The organism is Endozoicomonas sp. G2_1, assembly GCF_017744155.1.
Taxonomy (GTDB): domain Bacteria; phylum Pseudomonadota; class Gammaproteobacteria; order Enterobacterales; family Alteromonadaceae; genus JAGHQT01.
Genome location: NZ_JAGHQT010000005.1, coordinates 176513 through 191438, shown reverse-complemented (window position 1 = coordinate 191438; position 14926 = coordinate 176513). Strand labels below are relative to the sequence as shown.

Genomic DNA, 14926 nt, shown 5'->3' with positions numbered 1-14926 from the left:
TTAATGATACAGCTCTCATTTCTTTAACTAAGCAAATTATCACGGCAAACGAACAACATTGGATTAAGTGGCAATCACTCGATATCCACAGCTTTCTACTCTTTAAAGGGCTCGCATTTTTAGTCAAAGGAATTAGGCGTTCCATCTTCTGCTTATTATGCGATCAGTTAAAAGACCAACGACCTGATTACACAACCCTGTCGTTAAGTATCAGGTTCGAAATAATGAGTATTATTGCAAGACTATTATCACAGTGGCCGGAAAATCTTGTTGCACTGCATAAGAGCCAATACTTCTGCCAAAGTGCTTTTTATCAAGAGACAAGACATAAATGGCCTTACTGGTTACATCAGGTCATGCGAACCAAGCTCAGCAAAGAGTACTGTCATGTTAGTGAAGATGAAATTACCCAAGCAATAAAACTGTTAATAAAAATGGGATATGCGCCCTCGCAACCAAATATCGGAGAAATACTCGGAAAAGACCGATCTTTTAAAATACCGAAGAGACTAAAAAGTAAGTTTGCTTCACAGGTGAAACAAGAGACACACTTAATGCGAGTTTTTAGCTGGAAAAATTAGCTTACCGCCCTTAGTATCATTAAATCAGTCCATTAAGCGATATTAACCAAGGTAAGGTAACATTGAAAAAAGGTCGTTCACTATCATTCTATATAAGCAAACCACTTCATCCATGTAACTTACTCTTCTCCTTCGGTGAATTAACATTTAACAGTAATCAAGAGTCTTTCTTAAACACCACCATTACTGGTTTTGATAAAAAAGAGAACAAAGCTAAAGCCGAATCATTCGTCGTTGAACCTACAAATATAGGTATCCTCAGCGTATTCAAAAGAGGTGACGTTTTTGACGAAAATGGCAAGATTCAAAAAAAAACAGATCGCAATCGCAGAAAAAAATTTGTTGTCTCATTGTCATTAGATCCAAAACTAAAGCTAGAACCAATAAGTACAATCCTATCTCCAACTATATTTGAAAAATACGAACTTTTGAGTCGTGAATATCATCAGCAATGGGCTATGAGATGCCAGGCATTCAACAGAGAAACACAAGAAAGCGTAGAGCTTGTCGTTCCGGCAACAGCTATCGCCGCATTTTATCTACCTCACTCATGCCTTCTTAAAGCAGCAATGAGCGGTAAAGGTACAAACGTTCTTTACCACAAGAAGCTTTCCATAGAAACCATCAAAGAGTTTGACAATAGGATCAATTACGTTCATTTAAGAGCGGAAATGTATGACATTGTTGCGCCACATGTTGGCCGAATATTTTACAGTGAATATGCAAAAAAACGTTATTGTGAAATTCACCAAAAAAGCTCGCATAAAAAGCTACCCAGCGGCAAACTAAGTCTATATTGTGCGCCTTTTGTGCATGGCAACCTTCAATGGAAAGTAGAGGCCAAACCAATAGCTGATAGTAACCAGTTACTTGTTTCAAGCATTGAAGCTTGTTCAGGTGCTTACCCATTTAAAAACTTAGTTTTTGGACGAGATAACGACAATAGAGGTGAGGCCAAAGAATATGAAGATGGTGTTGTATTCAAGAAGAAACCTGTGCCGAACAAAAAAGGCAGCGAACATTCGATTAGTAATGGTGACGACGACACTCATCAAGAACAAAACCAAGACAAAATAAAATCGAGTGGAGCAACAGATAGTCAAATTGAAATAACACATATGGTGTTTGATGAATCTGAATTAATACATCAAGGATTGGAAGGTACAACGATAAGAAAAATAGATAAAAGAGAGCTAAAACATCCTGGTAAAAAGAAAATTATAGTTTATGTCGGCACTGGAGAAATAGACGCTTTATCTCACGGAAATAGCGGCGTAAACACCAATAATGAAAAACTTGGAAAACTCGAAAGTGGTTACAGGGTTACATCAGAGTCAGCATTAAAAAAATCTGGCTCAGACAATATTGAACATAGCTATTCCAAAACACTCAACAATTACATTTCAGCTATTTCAAACGTTGAAATAAATAATCTCACAATTAAAAACAGACGGCTTCCAGTCAGCATAGAAGAGAGCAAGCATCTTGGCTCAAAAGAAAATATTGTGCCGACAAAATTAAGAGATTTAGAATCACCTGCGAACTGGGTGATGACTGATCAAAAAAAACCAGGAGAATTTGATAGCCAAGCATCACCTCATTATCGAATAAAGCAAATCAAACGTTGTCGTAAGTTCTTAATTTTTGAGCTCAAATATAAGTTTGCTTTTGCTTATATATTAGAGTTTGAGCGTCTTAAAAAAAATGATCGTTTTGCGGGAATAATCTTCAGCGATGGCCTAAAAAAATTACCTAGAGAATTAGAGAAGGAATTAGGAACTTACGTTAAAAGCCGACAGACATGGCGCAAAAACTCAACAATGCCATACAAGCAAAAATTTGCGCATAATCGCGATATATTTGATGAAACTGATGATAAAAAACGCTTAAAAGCGATGACTGATTTTTATCAAGATAGAATACAAAAATGGATAAGCACTCTTAATTAAACAACATTAGAAAAAATAAAAAATGTTGTATCAGATAAAATGCTAGTTAATAAAACTTCTGAGAAACATACTTAGTTTCGAAGATTTCTAAATAATAGCTACTCTACAGTTTAATTCCATTCTTAACTCAATATTCAATAACCACTTGATTACTAAACAACAGCATTTATAAATCTTTTGATAAAACTCATTTTTATTCAAAGCCTTAAAATAAAATTTAACGCTTTGTTTAAATTTTAACTTGTACTGTCGTACATATTTGATACATTTATAACAATTGCATTAATTAAACACGACTATGAATTATAACAAACTTACAAATTTTCAAATTGCGGAGCTGGTTAAAAGTGAACTTTTTCAGCAAGGACTTTCTTTAAGGCAATGCTGTGAAGCGTTTAACGCTGAATATGCCGAAGAAATTCAAGCTGGTTTTCCGCGCCTTGATAAAGATTTTGTACAGAGGATTAAAAAAAATAATTTCGAAATAAATAGTGAGCGTGTATCAAAACTATGCGACTTTTTAAAAATAGATGTACCAAAACATCAAATTCAAGAAGAGTCGAAATTAAAGAAAGAATTTTTACAAATAGAAGCAGCTGTACAAAGTAACCCTCTGATTGAAAAACAGGTAAGAGGTTTACTTAAAAATATCGCTGATATAGCCAACGCATCAACATTACAAGGAAGTTAATATGAAGTTTATCGATTTATTTGCGGGTCTTGGTGGTTTTCACACCGGTTTTATAAATAGTGGGTATGAATGTGTGTTTGCCTGCGAGCTTGAACCTCATTTGAGAGAACTCTACCTTAAGAACTATGGAATAAAACCTCACGGAGACATTACTAAAGTTGATGAAAAAATCATACCTGAGCATGATGTTATGTGCGCAGGCTTCCCTTGTCAGCCTTTTTCATTAGCAGGAAAGAAAAAGGGAGCTGAATGCCCTGAGTCAGGTAAACTAATCGATCATGTTATACGCATTGCTAAGCATCATAAACCCAGATTTATTGTTCTAGAAAATGTACCTAATGTTCTTACGATTGCTCAGGGTTCATTTTGGGACTATATGCAAAGTTCATTCGAGAAAATAGGCTATAAACTTGAATATAAGGTTATTTCCCCAGTAGACGTCGGGATACCTCAAAATAGAAAACGTGTTTTCATTGTTGGTAGTAAATTAGCCGATGAGGAGTTTACTTGGCCTGAATATATGCAACTAGATAAACAGTCGTTGTTTGATATTCTTGATGATAAATGTGAATCCAAGACTTTAGAACCCAAAAAAGTCGAATTACTAGCGCATTGGCAGTCATTACTTTCAAAAATAAATTTAGGTAAGTTTTCTTCTGTTTCTCTTGTTGCACCGGAGTTTGGAGCTACGTACCCATTGGACTTTAGTTCATTGAGTTTGAGTAAAATGCGTGAATATAAAGGTGCGTATGGTACATCTTTGTCTGATTGTAAAACATGGACTGAATTATTGGAGCGTTTACCAAGTTATTGTAGAAAGAATAAAAAGGTCGCTAACTGGCTTGAAAAATCTGTAATGTATAGTCGCTCAATATATTCGAGTAATTCTGCAATAATCGATGATTGGTCTAAATCAATAAATAAAGAAAACAATAGCTGGCAAATACTTGAATGGAGAGGAAAACACTATGAACATAACATTTATAACCATATTGTGCAGTTTAGAGCCTCTGGCATTCGAATATTAAAACCAGAAATAGCACCATCATTAATATCTATGACTCCCACACAGATACCAATTATTCCATCACAGAATCGATATATTTCAGCTCATGAAGCTGCCAAACTCCAAAACTTGCATGAGTTAAAGAACTTACCTGAAGGTTTAGTTCAGTCATTCAAAGCACTAGGAAATGCAGTTAATGCAAAAGTTGTAGAGTTAATTGCAACCAACTTGAAATTATGGAAAACTGCCTGATACAGAACGTTATTTTAGTTTAGTTTAATAAGGAAAAAATAATGAGCAAGGATGATCCTAAAGCCTCCAAAAACTTTTCAGTAGATGTTTCTCCTGAAATGCAAATTTATGGTGTTCTCCAACATTTAAATTATGATCTTGAAACAGCATTTGCTGAATTCATTGATAACTCTATCCAGTCATTTATAGATAGTGAAAAAAAACTTGCAAAATTAGATACTGACTCTAGTCCAAAGCTCAATATAAAAATTGAGATTTCTAGCAAAGAAAATCAAATTGTTATTTCAGATAACGCAGGGGGTATTAAACGAGAAGATATCCACAGAGCTCTAAGATTGGGTGTTCAACTAGGTATTCACTCCACTGATAGCCTAAGCGTCTATGGGATCGGGATGAAGAGTTCTTCAATTTGGTTCACTGATAACTGGTCTATCAAAACTTCTGCATTAGGTGAAAATGAAAAGTTAGATTTTAATTTTGAGTTACAAAAACTATTAAAAAACAATCAAAGTTCTGCCGAGGTGATATCGACTGACGCTTCAGCGTCAGAACACTACACCAACATAATTCTAAGAAACCATATTCGCTTTGAGTCAGCAGAGCATTATCAAGATGTGATCATTCCTTTCATTGCGGAAACATTTATGAACTATAGAAATAAAGTTTCTATAGAATTTTATTATGATGGGAAGTTACTTTCACCTAATAAGAAAAAAACACAGCTAAGTCAGCCTAAAGTAATGGTGTACCCTCCTGTTACTAAAAATGGTGATGTTAAAGAGCAAGCCCTAGTAACCTGGAAAATACCATTTGATTTCGTTTATAAATCAAGGAAGGTTCATGGATTTATTATGTTGAGAGAAACAGGTAGCTATGTGCAACCTGGTTTACGACTACTTAGAAATAATCGAGTTATAGAAGGTACTACGGTTAGAAGTAATATACCTGAGCTATTACTAGGCACTAAAAATAAATATGCCGCACAGCGTATATACGGAGAATTAAATCTAGATACTTTTCCTGTCGATTTTATGAAGACTAATTTTAATGAGAATTTAAAAGGTCTCTATGATGAACTACGTAAAAAATTGACGACGGACTACAATGTTGATTTACTCTTTCAAGCAAATTACTTTCGAAATAAAGTGTCTAAACTTGAACATAATCAATCGATAGTTAAAGAGCTTTTAGATAAGCAATTGCATGCAGAAATTAACAAGAATGGCGTCAGCTTAGTGCAAACTAATGGTTTGAACGCTTCTGATACAATACCGGAAAATGAGTCAACAGAACCCCCTTCTTCTCCTGATGAAATAACACAACAAGGCGAAATGCCTGAACCTGAAGGTAATCAAAGTAGCGCACCTTCTGATGAGAACAATTCATCACAGAATACAAATACTGGCAGTAGCAATAACAACGGCTTTTTGGAACCACTTCCAGAAAATAGAGTCTCTTTTTCTGAAAAGTTAAACAACACTTTAAAGCAATTGACAGGAAATAAGCCAGAACATTTGTACTCGTCTTTATGCACTATATCACTCAAAAAACATTCAGTTCTTGCTTACGTTGGTGCATGGTCTTTTCTCGAAATGTTCACCGCCTTAATAGGAAGAAACTCATCGACTTCATTCCCTGATTTTTTAGGGTCGAAAATAAATGAGTACACAAAGGAAAAAACGACAAGAACAGAACTTAAAAGGGTTGTTTCTGATATTTCAACTAAAGGAAATTGTACAAAGCATTCAGGAGTTTACTGGAATCATACTGCTATGGATTTAAAGCCAGCTTTTATTATTCTTGAGCCTTTTATAATTTATTTAGTCGAAAAACACTGTAAAAACTAATGTAATAGATTTAACTAGCTAAATTTATATTACATTTGCAGCTTTCCTAATTTGCTACTACGTTTATTTAAAGCAAGGAATTAAGGAGAGCTGCAATGTATATCATTAGTGCCCGCAAAGATTTTTCGCATCCAGACGATATTGCGCCCAATGGCGAACATACCATTTACGACATCAATCTCAGTAACGACAGCCACAATGGACAGAAAGTCCCGCTGAGTAACCTCTCCGCTACGGTTAGTGGAAAAAAAGTGCTTATATTAGTTCATGGCTACAACAATGAGCCTTACGAAGCATATGATGCTTATGAATTGTTAGAAAAAGAGCTGACTACTAAAGGCGGGAATCATTACGATTTTATACTAGGTTACTCATGGCCTGGATGTGACAATCCAGCTGAATGGTACAAAGCCAAAAGACGAGCCGATAGTGCAGCGCGCATGTTTAGAAGGCTTCTAACAACGCTTGAGCCGCAAACAGCAAGCATTGACGTGTTATCCCATAGTCTTGGTGCCAGAGTAACACTAAAAGCGTTAAAAGGCGCTCAGAAGCCTCTTATTCGCAATTATTTTTCAACGGCTCCAGCAGTTGATAATGAGTGCCTTGAAACCGGCGAAGAGTTTTATACTTCAACACTGCGTTGTCAGCACCTTCATGTTTTCCATTCTTTCCGTGATGGAGTGCTTAACGTTGCTTACCGAACGGCGGAATTTGACACCGCACTCGGACTTTGTGGCCCAGAAGATAGAAGCTATGTACTGAGAAAGAAAAACATATACGTGGTGAACTGCAAAAAAGTCGTTTCGTCACATGGCGGCTACAAACACGCCAAAGCGTTCTATCGCTATTTAAACGACTACACATTAAAACAACCAGCACAAAAGTTTAGGACACTTTCGTAACCAAAACCTTTAGCTAAAAAGATGTTGTATAGCTCGTATGCTGCTAAGAACAGCAAGTCGAAACGCAATATTCAGACGTTATTTGTGTTGTTTAATAAGGATACTAAACATGACATTAGAGCAAGTTAAAAGAATGGAGTTTTTATCGGAAAAAATGTTGGCTGGTGAAGCTTCAGAAGAAGAAATACTTGAATATCAAGAATTATTAGAAATGTGGAATATCGCGTACCAACTTAAAGAACTTCCATGATTTAAATTGTATTGTAAAAATTAAAAAGCCAAGGACAATTTCATGAAAAGAATATCTACGTTGCTATTAGCTTTAATATCATTTGTAGGATTTGCTGACCAAACGAAAATACCAGATTATGATGATGCAAGAGACAAATATATTTATCCAAAGCTCTACAAAAATGGCGGTAAAACATTTTATTGCAAAGTTAATTTTAGCAATAGGAAAGGTCTTCAAGTCGAGCATATCTTCCCTGCATCATGGATGAAAGAAGCCGCAGGCTGCCCTGGCAAGTCTCGAAAATGGTGCAGAAAGCATTCAGATAGATTTAATCTAATGGAAGCTGATTTACACAATTTGCACCCTGCAATAGGGCAAGTAAACCAAGACCGAAGTAATTACCTTTTTGACGTTATAGGAAAAGACGATAGTAAAAAAGTTTACAAACATCCGCGCATCCCTGGTGGCTGTGATTTTGAAGTTGATCCAGACATGGGAGTTATTGAACCTCCTAAAAATGTGCGTGGTGACGCGGCAAGAGCTGTATTTTATATTATGGATGAATATGGCTCTAATATTGACGGCAAGATGCTTTCGCTACTACTTGATTGGAACGCAGCAGACAAGCCTGACGAGCACGAAAAGTGGCGAAACAATGAAATAGAAAAGCTCCAAGGTAATAGAAATAGATTCATTGATGATCACCTTGCTGCAAACTCAATTTTCTCAAGCGCTCCTCCTCTAGCATCAAATGAACCTCCCTCTTGTAACATTAAAGGTAACATTTCTCGCTCTGGACGTATTTACCACACTCAAAGCTCTCGAAGTTACAGTAAGGTAAAAATTGATTTATCCAAGGGCGAACGCTGGTTTTGTAGTATTGAAGAGGCTGAATCAGCAGGTTGGAGAGCCCCGAGAAACTAAATCATTCTCGAATATTCAGTCAGCAAAAGCCAATACCATGTTAAATAAAGACTTTAAACCAAAAAACGGAATGTTTAGGAGCGATAATGAATATCACAATTCGTAATCGCCATTGGTGGTTACTCGGTGGAGTCGTCACTTCCATACTTATTTTTTATTTTCTTTACATCGAACAAACTAGCGCAAATGGCAAGTTCCTAGACTTAAAAGCCCAGTGGTTGGCTATAGGTCTTTTTCCGATGCTAGTTGGCATGTTTAAAGCTGGCATCATTTCCTCTTTCAAAGGTTTTGGTGTTGAGATTGAAAGCCAATTATCAAAACCCGTACATGACCTAAAAGAATTTGACCCTGATATTATTCAAGAAATGTTAGGTGAGGAGGATATTGATAGTGAGCACCAAACCAAAGGAGCTGAGCCTATACCCTCAGATGCTAAAGTGCTGACTTTCCGTTATAGAAATAGGCGTGCCTACAATGCAAGAGCCATTAAGAATCAAATAGAAGTAATGAACAACATTAAGTACTTTAGAATTGATAGCACGGCTCATAAGTTTCTATGCTTAATACCCGTCTCTGCGGTGACAATAAACAACACAAATGAAGAACTCACAACATTTGTTGAAAGCCTTCACAACAGAAACACCCATATAAAATTTAAAGAAGACAGCTTAGGCGCACTTTTAACAACCACTACATCTAAACTCAATGTGATGCGCTATTTGCATTCAAATAATCTCGAAGAAGCCCCTGTCATTGACAATCAAGGGCACTTCAAAGGACTTATTCAAACCAAAGATATAGCGATGCAATTAGCTGAAGCTATTATTGATGCCGATAACATAGCTTGAACAAAATATAAACATTTTATTTTTACTTAGCTAGGATGGAGTATTTATTATGAATGATATTTCAAAGAGTATTTTAATAGGTGTTGCTACAACAGTTATTCTCGGTGCTATTGGGTCAATTAATGGCTCATGGATTATAAAGGCATTAGGTGGTGTGACAGAAAAAGAGCTTGCTGTACTCCAAACTGAATTGGATAGAGCTCATAAAAGATTAAATGGGATATCACTCGTCGCATCTCATGAAGCTACAGGGGAATTTAATTGTGGCAACAGCGATAAAGCAGATCAAACCAGCCTTGTAGTAATGTATGGTTCGCAAGATGGTACAAGTTGTGGAGTCATAAACCAAAATTATTATAAAAAGCTTGTTTTAGAAGTTCCTAAAAAATAGCAATATATAAAATTGGAGTATTTATGGACGAACATAAAGAAAGAATAGAAAAATTAGAAAAGCAAATCGAAAAGCTTAAGAGCATTGCATGGGTTGTCGTAATAGTTGCAGGTATATTTGGTATATCTGGTGGTTGGGGAATTACAGCCATTTTGTCAGTGAAGCAAAACATAGATGAACTGAAACAAGAAGTAGCTGCTCTACAAGTTAATGCGACTACAGTTAACGAGCTTTACACCAAACTTAGAGAATCTCAAGAAGCAATTTTTGACTCTCATGTAGAAGGGAAAAGGCAAGAACTGGATTCTCACATCAGCACTGTAACTGCTGACGTTAACGCACAAAAACATATAATAAGTTCAATTCAAAATGACATTTCATCCATTCGAGATTCATATGTCAAAATTGGAGGAAAAATCAGGCTTAGGAATGAGGCCTACGGTAGATGTATAGATCTAAGATCTCAAAACCGAAATGTTATTCAGCTTGTGGAATGCAAAGGTTTAGAATATCGAGAACAAACTTGGACAGTAGACAAAAGATAATAAGTTTAACTAGAGCGTGTTGAGCTTTGTGGTATGAAAAGTAAACAGCAAATGGGTTAGTTATAATGGTTTCGCCAAAAATCAGTTTAACCTTCCCAAATGCAGAGACTAATGCTAACAGATGATAGCTGGAAATTGCTATCCAAAATCATGTATTTAACAGGTCGTATTTATAATAAGCCTGAACACAGAATGACACTCGAAGGTATTTTATACCGCATGAGAACAGGAATTCCATGGCGAGGTTTGCCAAGGGAGTTCGGCGACTGGAGTGCTGTATTTAGGCGGTTTAACTTGTGGTCTAAAAAAGGCGTGATGTCAGAAATTTTTCAATTTCTTTCTCATGAAAATGATACTCAATGGCTATTTCTTGATTGCCGACTTTATTCAATATCTTTATAAGACCATCGCATGGCACTACTATAGAGGCAAGATGTACGATTATAAAGACGAACCATCAGATACAGACGAGATCCAAGTCTGGCATCACATTAACGCCCCTGTTTCTGTGTTTTTTTATATTAAGTGTGTCCTCTTAGGCGCAGCATATTGGCATATCCTCTGTTACTTATTTTCCATCATCGCCTTAACTTAACTCAGCCAAGGGGTGTGTAGAACCTGACAGATAAAGTTAAGATTTATTCACCTGGGCTAGTACACTTTAATCTCGTTTCCTTGAACTTTTTTTTTGTAATTTATCAAGACGATCTTCGGCTTTAAGTAACCTTGAAACACATACAGAAAATGAGCTTTGCCCAAAAGGCTTTATAGAGGGTGTATCTATTATTTGTTTCATTTGACGTAAAGTTAAACCGTTTTGATTATTTTTCATTTTCTTCCTCTTTAATAAATGGTAACCCTTTTTCTCTAATGGTGGCCGAAAAAACTTTTGCTATAATGTCTGCTGCGAATCCAAGAGAATCAGCATGCTTTTCACTGAAAACTGTAGTTTCTTTTGAAGTAACATACAGAATTCCAATCATATCTTTCTTACTACCATCCCAGCCGTTAAGAGGTGCTACTATCATTGTTTTAAAGTCGCTTCCGTAATTTTCATCATTTTTGAATTTTGTGTATAGTCCAAAATTAGCTGCTTTTTGAAGATCGTTAATAATTATGACTCCTCGATTACCTTCCTTGTGCCTCAATAGCTTAGCTAGACCTTGCTCAGGATCCAAAGGTTCTGTCGTCTTTTGCCTCTCTTTATGAAATCCATCAGTCCTAGCAATTGTAATGTACTTTTTTTCCCCTTCTTCAGTCTCTGATAGAATACGTATAGCAATTTGAATATCATGTTTAGGGATAAGAGTCTCAAAATACCTTTTTATCAAACTTGACGCTTCTTGTGATAATCCCTTCAATTTAATGGGCGCTGATGGGCTCTCATATAACTCCGTTTGTTTATTTCTCGCAAAGTCAGCTATTTCATGAAGAATATACTTCATATCTAAGGAGCGTCTTGAACGCTCTCTAAGATAATAAAAACCATAAGTCAACATAAGACCTACGAATAAAAAAACTCCACCTGCTAGATAATGAAAAGGTATTGACCAACTTGGAAAACTTTCAAACCACCAAGGAGCTCCTGTTGTAGTAATGATCGTTAAAATAATTGTAAATAAGAACGTGACCACGATACCACGCATTCTAGTAAAGAAAAAAAACTCTCTTTTCCAAGCCTCTTTTCCATTATAAAAATGCTCTACAAACTCCCTGCGCATAAACTTCTCTTGCCCCTATCTTACCTAGAGTTTCTAAATTACCATTACACTAGAGTATGCATTTATACACCTAATTTCCATGGTTAAATCAGAAATAATCAAAAGTATCAATAAAGATATTTATCCAAGTTATCACATAACAGCTCAGCTTAAATAATAACTACGTTATTATTAGCATCATGATGAAAAAAATAAACGTCATTATGTGCATAGTAACCTCACTTAAAAAGGGGACTCCTCTACTAAGACTAAAAAAACAAATCCCCAAATGCATTAAAATCCATGCTATGTATAAGTTATCCATATGATATACCTCATTGTTAAATGAAATATAATTTTACCCATTGATACTTAGTGCTCTTTGCAAGATTCTTCACTATTTGATTAAAAATCATGAGCAATTTATGGATAGTAATGCAAATTCTTAACCTTACTCACTAGTAGTAAAATAGTTAAACTGATAAATAATTTTTTAGGAAGGTTGTTTATAGTTTCGTTATTAATGAATAATCGCGAAATGTTATTTTACCCTTTACCTCAATGTATTCTTTTTCAGATAAATATTCTTGTCCGTATTGATAATTTTACTCTTACTTTGGCTAATGCCTCTGTTCCGAATAATTAGATAGAATGAGTTCTGCTGCTAAAATATATAATCAAGTTAATGCAGCTTCTTGGACTCTAAAATCTATGAGTCAAGGTTGTAATCCATACTCACATTGGGCTAGGCTCGACAGAGATAATTTCCAATTTAATGTCAGGCCAAACTTTTTTCATAGCAGCCACACCAAATTCATGAGCATTTTCTATAGTTTCAAATATTGGATTCGTTTTTGATACAACATGGTCGCCCATTATCATTTCTAATGAATATTTATTGTTAGCCTGCAATTCTGCTTTTAACTGAACATTTGATGCCACTGTGTACTCCTACAGATTTTCTAATATTTAAATTCATATGTTTTCAATATGAGGCTTATAGGGTTTTATAGAATTCTTCTATATCTTCCCAATCATAGTTTGGGTCTGGCACAAAAGTTATCCCTCCGTGACCTTTATATGCTTTTACCAACCACCCACCTACTACTTTCGCTCTCATAATATTACACATATTTAAAAGCGAATTATGATGTCCTGATGCACTATAAGAGTCTGAGTTTTTAATTTCTTTTTGACCATTAAGGCTAATTGCTTCAACTTTTTCCCAATGCATAAAAACGCTTTCCTATGATTACATTTTTGTAATAGTTATATTGCCTTGTAGTGGCCAAATTTGTTATACCACTACATCATAAAAGTATGAGATGTTTCAAAATCCAAATTAACATGCCTCTATTTATATTACTTATGTCCCTAATCAAGACTTACACCACCCTTCCCAACCAATAAAAAAATTAAAAATCAAAACCTTAAGCATTAATGATATTTACTCACGAAAAAAATTACTTAGATATTTATTAGCAAGTTTTTCAATATTGTGTGCATTCATAATAATCAAAGAGAAGCCAAAAATAAGTATACATATAGTAATAATTAAAATTATCCAAATTTCGATGCCAGTCATCACTTACCTACATACTTTGAAGTTATTCATAAAATATAGCGTAAAAAGTAAGTTTCAAAACCAAACTATGTATATCTCTACTTATTTATTTTCAAGCTGTTATAAACTAGGTCAATTGAAGCATAAATATTCATGAAGTTTACAACTTTAGCTCAAAAAGATTCCTAGTTACCTAACGAAGCCTTTTAAAGTCATTTGCACTTCTATTGTAGATTTGCATCACCTCTTGTAATTATCAATACTTGAAATAGATTCAAGTTAAAATTACGACTCAAAAAAAACTCTCTTTTAGCCCGTCTAAATCTCAATTAATTTGACCAATTACAAACTCCGGTAACTCATCCAAAAACAATACGCCATTGTGCGCTAATGATATTTCACCGGGCTGTGGTTGACTGCCACCACCCACTAACGCCGCCGATGAAGCAGTGTGATGAGGTGCGCGAAATGGCCGATGAAACCACTGGCTCGGATCAAACTTATCCGGGCTAATCGACTTAATTGCAGCCGTTGCCAGTGCTTGCTGCTGAGACATCTTCGGCAAAATACCCGGCAGGCGACTGGCAAGCATGGTTTTGCCAGTACCAGGCGGGCCAATTAGCAATAAATTATGACCACCACTGGCGGCTAACTCCAAGGCGCGCTTTGCTAGCGGTTGACCAATGACATCAGCCATATCAAGTTCAGTTTTTGCGTCAACTTGATCCAAAGATTGATGACCGAGTAAAGACAATGCTTGCTGACCAGCAAAATGTGGATAGAGCTGCTGCAAATGGCCAAGGGCAATAATATTAGTTTCAGGTACCCAGCTTGCTTGTTGAGCGCTCGCCATTGGCAACACCAAAGTACGCTGGCTTTGCCGACACGCCATTGCCAGCGGTATTTCGCCAATAATGGCCCTAAGTTCACCCGACAGCGCGAGCTCGCCGGCAAATTCGTATTGGCTTAAGTCAGTATCCGCCATTTGTCCCGATGCCACTAAAATACCTACCGCTATTGGCAAATCAAATCGCCCGCCCTCTTTGGGTAAATCTGCAGGGGCGAGGTTAATGGTGATGCGTTTGGCAGGAAATTCGTAGCCGCAGTTTAAAATGGCACTACGCACTCGGTCTTTGGCCTCTTTTACCGAGGTCTCCGGTAGGCCAACAATGGCAAACGCTGGTAAGCCATTGGCAATGTGAACTTCAACGGTAACCAGAGGTGATGTTAAGCCAATGCGAGCACGGCTATAAACACAAGCAAGCGACATAAAAAGATCCATCTCATCGTCATTGTTAACATTGAGTGTAGCCAAGGCTAGTCGATATTGCGAACCACAAGCCGCAAGGTTGAATGAAGACATATAACAAAATCAGACGCACCGTTAGAAAAAGCACTAACAAAAACGCTTGCTTTGTTATTTCGACCTGTGATACTAATTTAAAAAGAAAATAAACAGATTTTTTTATTCATCTTTTTCGGGTAAACATGCAA

The 14926-nt window shown here is 36.1% G+C and carries 16 protein-coding genes and 1 pseudogene; 12 read left to right on the top strand and 5 right to left on the bottom strand.

Annotation, left to right across the window (positions count from 1 at the left end):
• The first annotated feature begins 224 nt into the window (after positions 1 to 224).
• The 12 genes and pseudogenes from J7384_RS19345 to J7384_RS08720 form a co-directional block, all read left to right on the top strand.
• A complete protein-coding gene (locus J7384_RS19345; RefSeq protein WP_247741705.1) occupies positions 225 to 581 on the top strand; it encodes a hypothetical protein in 357 nt (118 codons plus the stop codon).
• A 62-nt stretch (positions 582 to 643) separates the two neighbouring features.
• The gene (locus tag J7384_RS08770) at positions 644 to 2530 is read left to right on the top strand and encodes a hypothetical protein (protein WP_209113119.1); all 1887 of its coding nucleotides are present in this window, start codon (positions 644 to 646) and stop codon (positions 2528 to 2530) included.
• A gap of 298 nt (positions 2531 to 2828) precedes the next feature.
• Positions 2829 to 3221, top strand: a complete 393-nt coding sequence (locus J7384_RS08765; RefSeq protein ID WP_209113117.1) for a hypothetical protein — start codon at positions 2829 to 2831, stop codon at positions 3219 to 3221.
• Between the two features lies 1 nt (position 3222).
• A complete protein-coding gene (gene dcm / locus J7384_RS08760) occupies positions 3223 to 4479 on the top strand; it encodes a DNA (cytosine-5-)-methyltransferase (RefSeq protein WP_209113115.1) in 1257 nt (418 codons plus the stop codon).
• Between the two features lie 41 nt (positions 4480 to 4520).
• Complete coding sequence (locus tag J7384_RS08755; RefSeq protein WP_209113113.1) at positions 4521 to 6326, top strand: ATP-binding protein; 1806 nt, start codon at positions 4521 to 4523, stop codon at positions 6324 to 6326.
• 95 nt (positions 6327 to 6421) lie between these two features.
• The gene (locus J7384_RS08750) at positions 6422 to 7228 is read left to right on the top strand and encodes an alpha/beta hydrolase (protein ID WP_209113111.1); all 807 of its coding nucleotides are present in this window, start codon (positions 6422 to 6424) and stop codon (positions 7226 to 7228) included.
• 109 nt (positions 7229 to 7337) lie between these two features.
• Positions 7338 to 7478, top strand: a complete 141-nt coding sequence (locus J7384_RS08745) for a hypothetical protein (RefSeq protein WP_209113109.1) — start codon at positions 7338 to 7340, stop codon at positions 7476 to 7478.
• Between the two features lie 42 nt (positions 7479 to 7520).
• Positions 7521 to 8384 (top strand): endonuclease, encoded by an 864-nt coding sequence (locus J7384_RS08740; protein WP_209113107.1) that lies wholly within the window; start codon positions 7521 to 7523, stop codon positions 8382 to 8384.
• A gap of 86 nt (positions 8385 to 8470) precedes the next feature.
• Positions 8471 to 9232 carry a hypothetical protein gene (locus tag J7384_RS08735; RefSeq protein ID WP_209113105.1) on the top strand — a complete coding sequence of 254 codons (762 nt, stop codon included), beginning with the start codon at positions 8471 to 8473 and terminating at the stop codon, positions 9230 to 9232.
• Positions 9233 to 9281: 49 nt separating this feature from the next.
• Complete coding sequence (locus tag J7384_RS08730; RefSeq protein WP_209113103.1) at positions 9282 to 9623, top strand: hypothetical protein; 342 nt, start codon at positions 9282 to 9284, stop codon at positions 9621 to 9623.
• A gap of 23 nt (positions 9624 to 9646) precedes the next feature.
• Positions 9647 to 10168 carry a hypothetical protein gene (locus J7384_RS08725; RefSeq protein ID WP_209113101.1) on the top strand — a complete coding sequence of 174 codons (522 nt, stop codon included), beginning with the start codon at positions 9647 to 9649 and terminating at the stop codon, positions 10166 to 10168.
• Positions 10169 to 10267: 99 nt separating this feature from the next.
• A pseudogene (locus J7384_RS08720) lies at positions 10268 to 10498 on the top strand (transposase); the annotation flags it as partial.
• Between the two features lie 331 nt (positions 10499 to 10829).
• On the opposite strand, the gene J7384_RS08715 reads toward J7384_RS08720, so the two are convergent.
• The 5 genes from J7384_RS08715 to J7384_RS08695 form a co-directional block, all read right to left on the bottom strand.
• A complete protein-coding gene (locus J7384_RS08715; RefSeq protein WP_209113097.1) occupies positions 10830 to 11000 on the bottom strand; it encodes a hypothetical protein in 171 nt (56 codons plus the stop codon).
• Complete coding sequence (locus J7384_RS08710; protein ID WP_209113095.1) at positions 10990 to 11889, bottom strand: hypothetical protein; 900 nt, start codon at positions 11887 to 11889, stop codon at positions 10990 to 10992. Before J7384_RS08710 ends, J7384_RS08715 begins: the two co-directional genes overlap by 11 nt.
• Before the next feature lie 714 nt (positions 11890 to 12603).
• A complete protein-coding gene (locus tag J7384_RS08705; RefSeq protein ID WP_209113093.1) occupies positions 12604 to 12810 on the bottom strand; it encodes a hypothetical protein in 207 nt (68 codons plus the stop codon).
• Between the two features lie 55 nt (positions 12811 to 12865).
• Positions 12866 to 13102, bottom strand: coding sequence for a hypothetical protein (locus J7384_RS08700; protein WP_209113092.1), 237 nt, complete (start codon positions 13100 to 13102; stop codon positions 12866 to 12868).
• Between the two features lie 655 nt (positions 13103 to 13757).
• Entirely contained in the window at positions 13758 to 14795 is a 1038-nt protein-coding gene (locus J7384_RS08695; protein ID WP_247741704.1) for a YifB family Mg chelatase-like AAA ATPase, read from the bottom strand.
• Positions 14796 to 14926: the final 131 nt, after the last annotated feature.

What these genes read in the sequence shown, in the direction of transcription:
- dcm (WP_209113115.1), top strand. Translation starts at nt 3,223, where the DNA reads ATGAAGTTTATCGATTTATTTGCGGGTCTTGGTGGTTTTCACACCGGT.
- J7384_RS08765 (WP_209113117.1), top strand. Translation starts at nt 2,829, where the DNA reads ATGAATTATAACAAACTTACAAATTTTCAAATTGCGGAGCTGGTTAAA.
- J7384_RS08725 (WP_209113101.1), top strand. Translation starts at nt 9,647, where the DNA reads ATGGACGAACATAAAGAAAGAATAGAAAAATTAGAAAAGCAAATCGAA.
- J7384_RS08700 (WP_209113092.1), bottom strand. Translation starts at nt 13,102, where the DNA reads ATGCATTGGGAAAAAGTTGAAGCAATTAGCCTTAATGGTCAAAAAGAA.
- J7384_RS08740 (WP_209113107.1), top strand. Translation starts at nt 7,521, where the DNA reads ATGAAAAGAATATCTACGTTGCTATTAGCTTTAATATCATTTGTAGGA.
- J7384_RS08710 (WP_209113095.1), bottom strand. Translation starts at nt 11,889, where the DNA reads ATGCGCAGGGAGTTTGTAGAGCATTTTTATAATGGAAAAGAGGCTTGG.
- J7384_RS08750 (WP_209113111.1), top strand. Translation starts at nt 6,422, where the DNA reads ATGTATATCATTAGTGCCCGCAAAGATTTTTCGCATCCAGACGATATT.
- J7384_RS08730 (WP_209113103.1), top strand. Translation starts at nt 9,282, where the DNA reads ATGAATGATATTTCAAAGAGTATTTTAATAGGTGTTGCTACAACAGTT.
- J7384_RS19345 (WP_247741705.1), top strand. Translation starts at nt 225, where the DNA reads ATGAGTATTATTGCAAGACTATTATCACAGTGGCCGGAAAATCTTGTT.
- J7384_RS08735 (WP_209113105.1), top strand. Translation starts at nt 8,471, where the DNA reads ATGAATATCACAATTCGTAATCGCCATTGGTGGTTACTCGGTGGAGTC.
- J7384_RS08695 (WP_247741704.1), bottom strand. Translation starts at nt 14,795, where the DNA reads ATGTCTTCATTCAACCTTGCGGCTTGTGGTTCGCAATATCGACTAGCC.
- J7384_RS08745 (WP_209113109.1), top strand. Translation starts at nt 7,338, where the DNA reads ATGACATTAGAGCAAGTTAAAAGAATGGAGTTTTTATCGGAAAAAATG.
- J7384_RS08715 (WP_209113097.1), bottom strand. Translation starts at nt 11,000, where the DNA reads ATGAAAAATAATCAAAACGGTTTAACTTTACGTCAAATGAAACAAATA.
- J7384_RS08755 (WP_209113113.1), top strand. Translation starts at nt 4,521, where the DNA reads ATGAGCAAGGATGATCCTAAAGCCTCCAAAAACTTTTCAGTAGATGTT.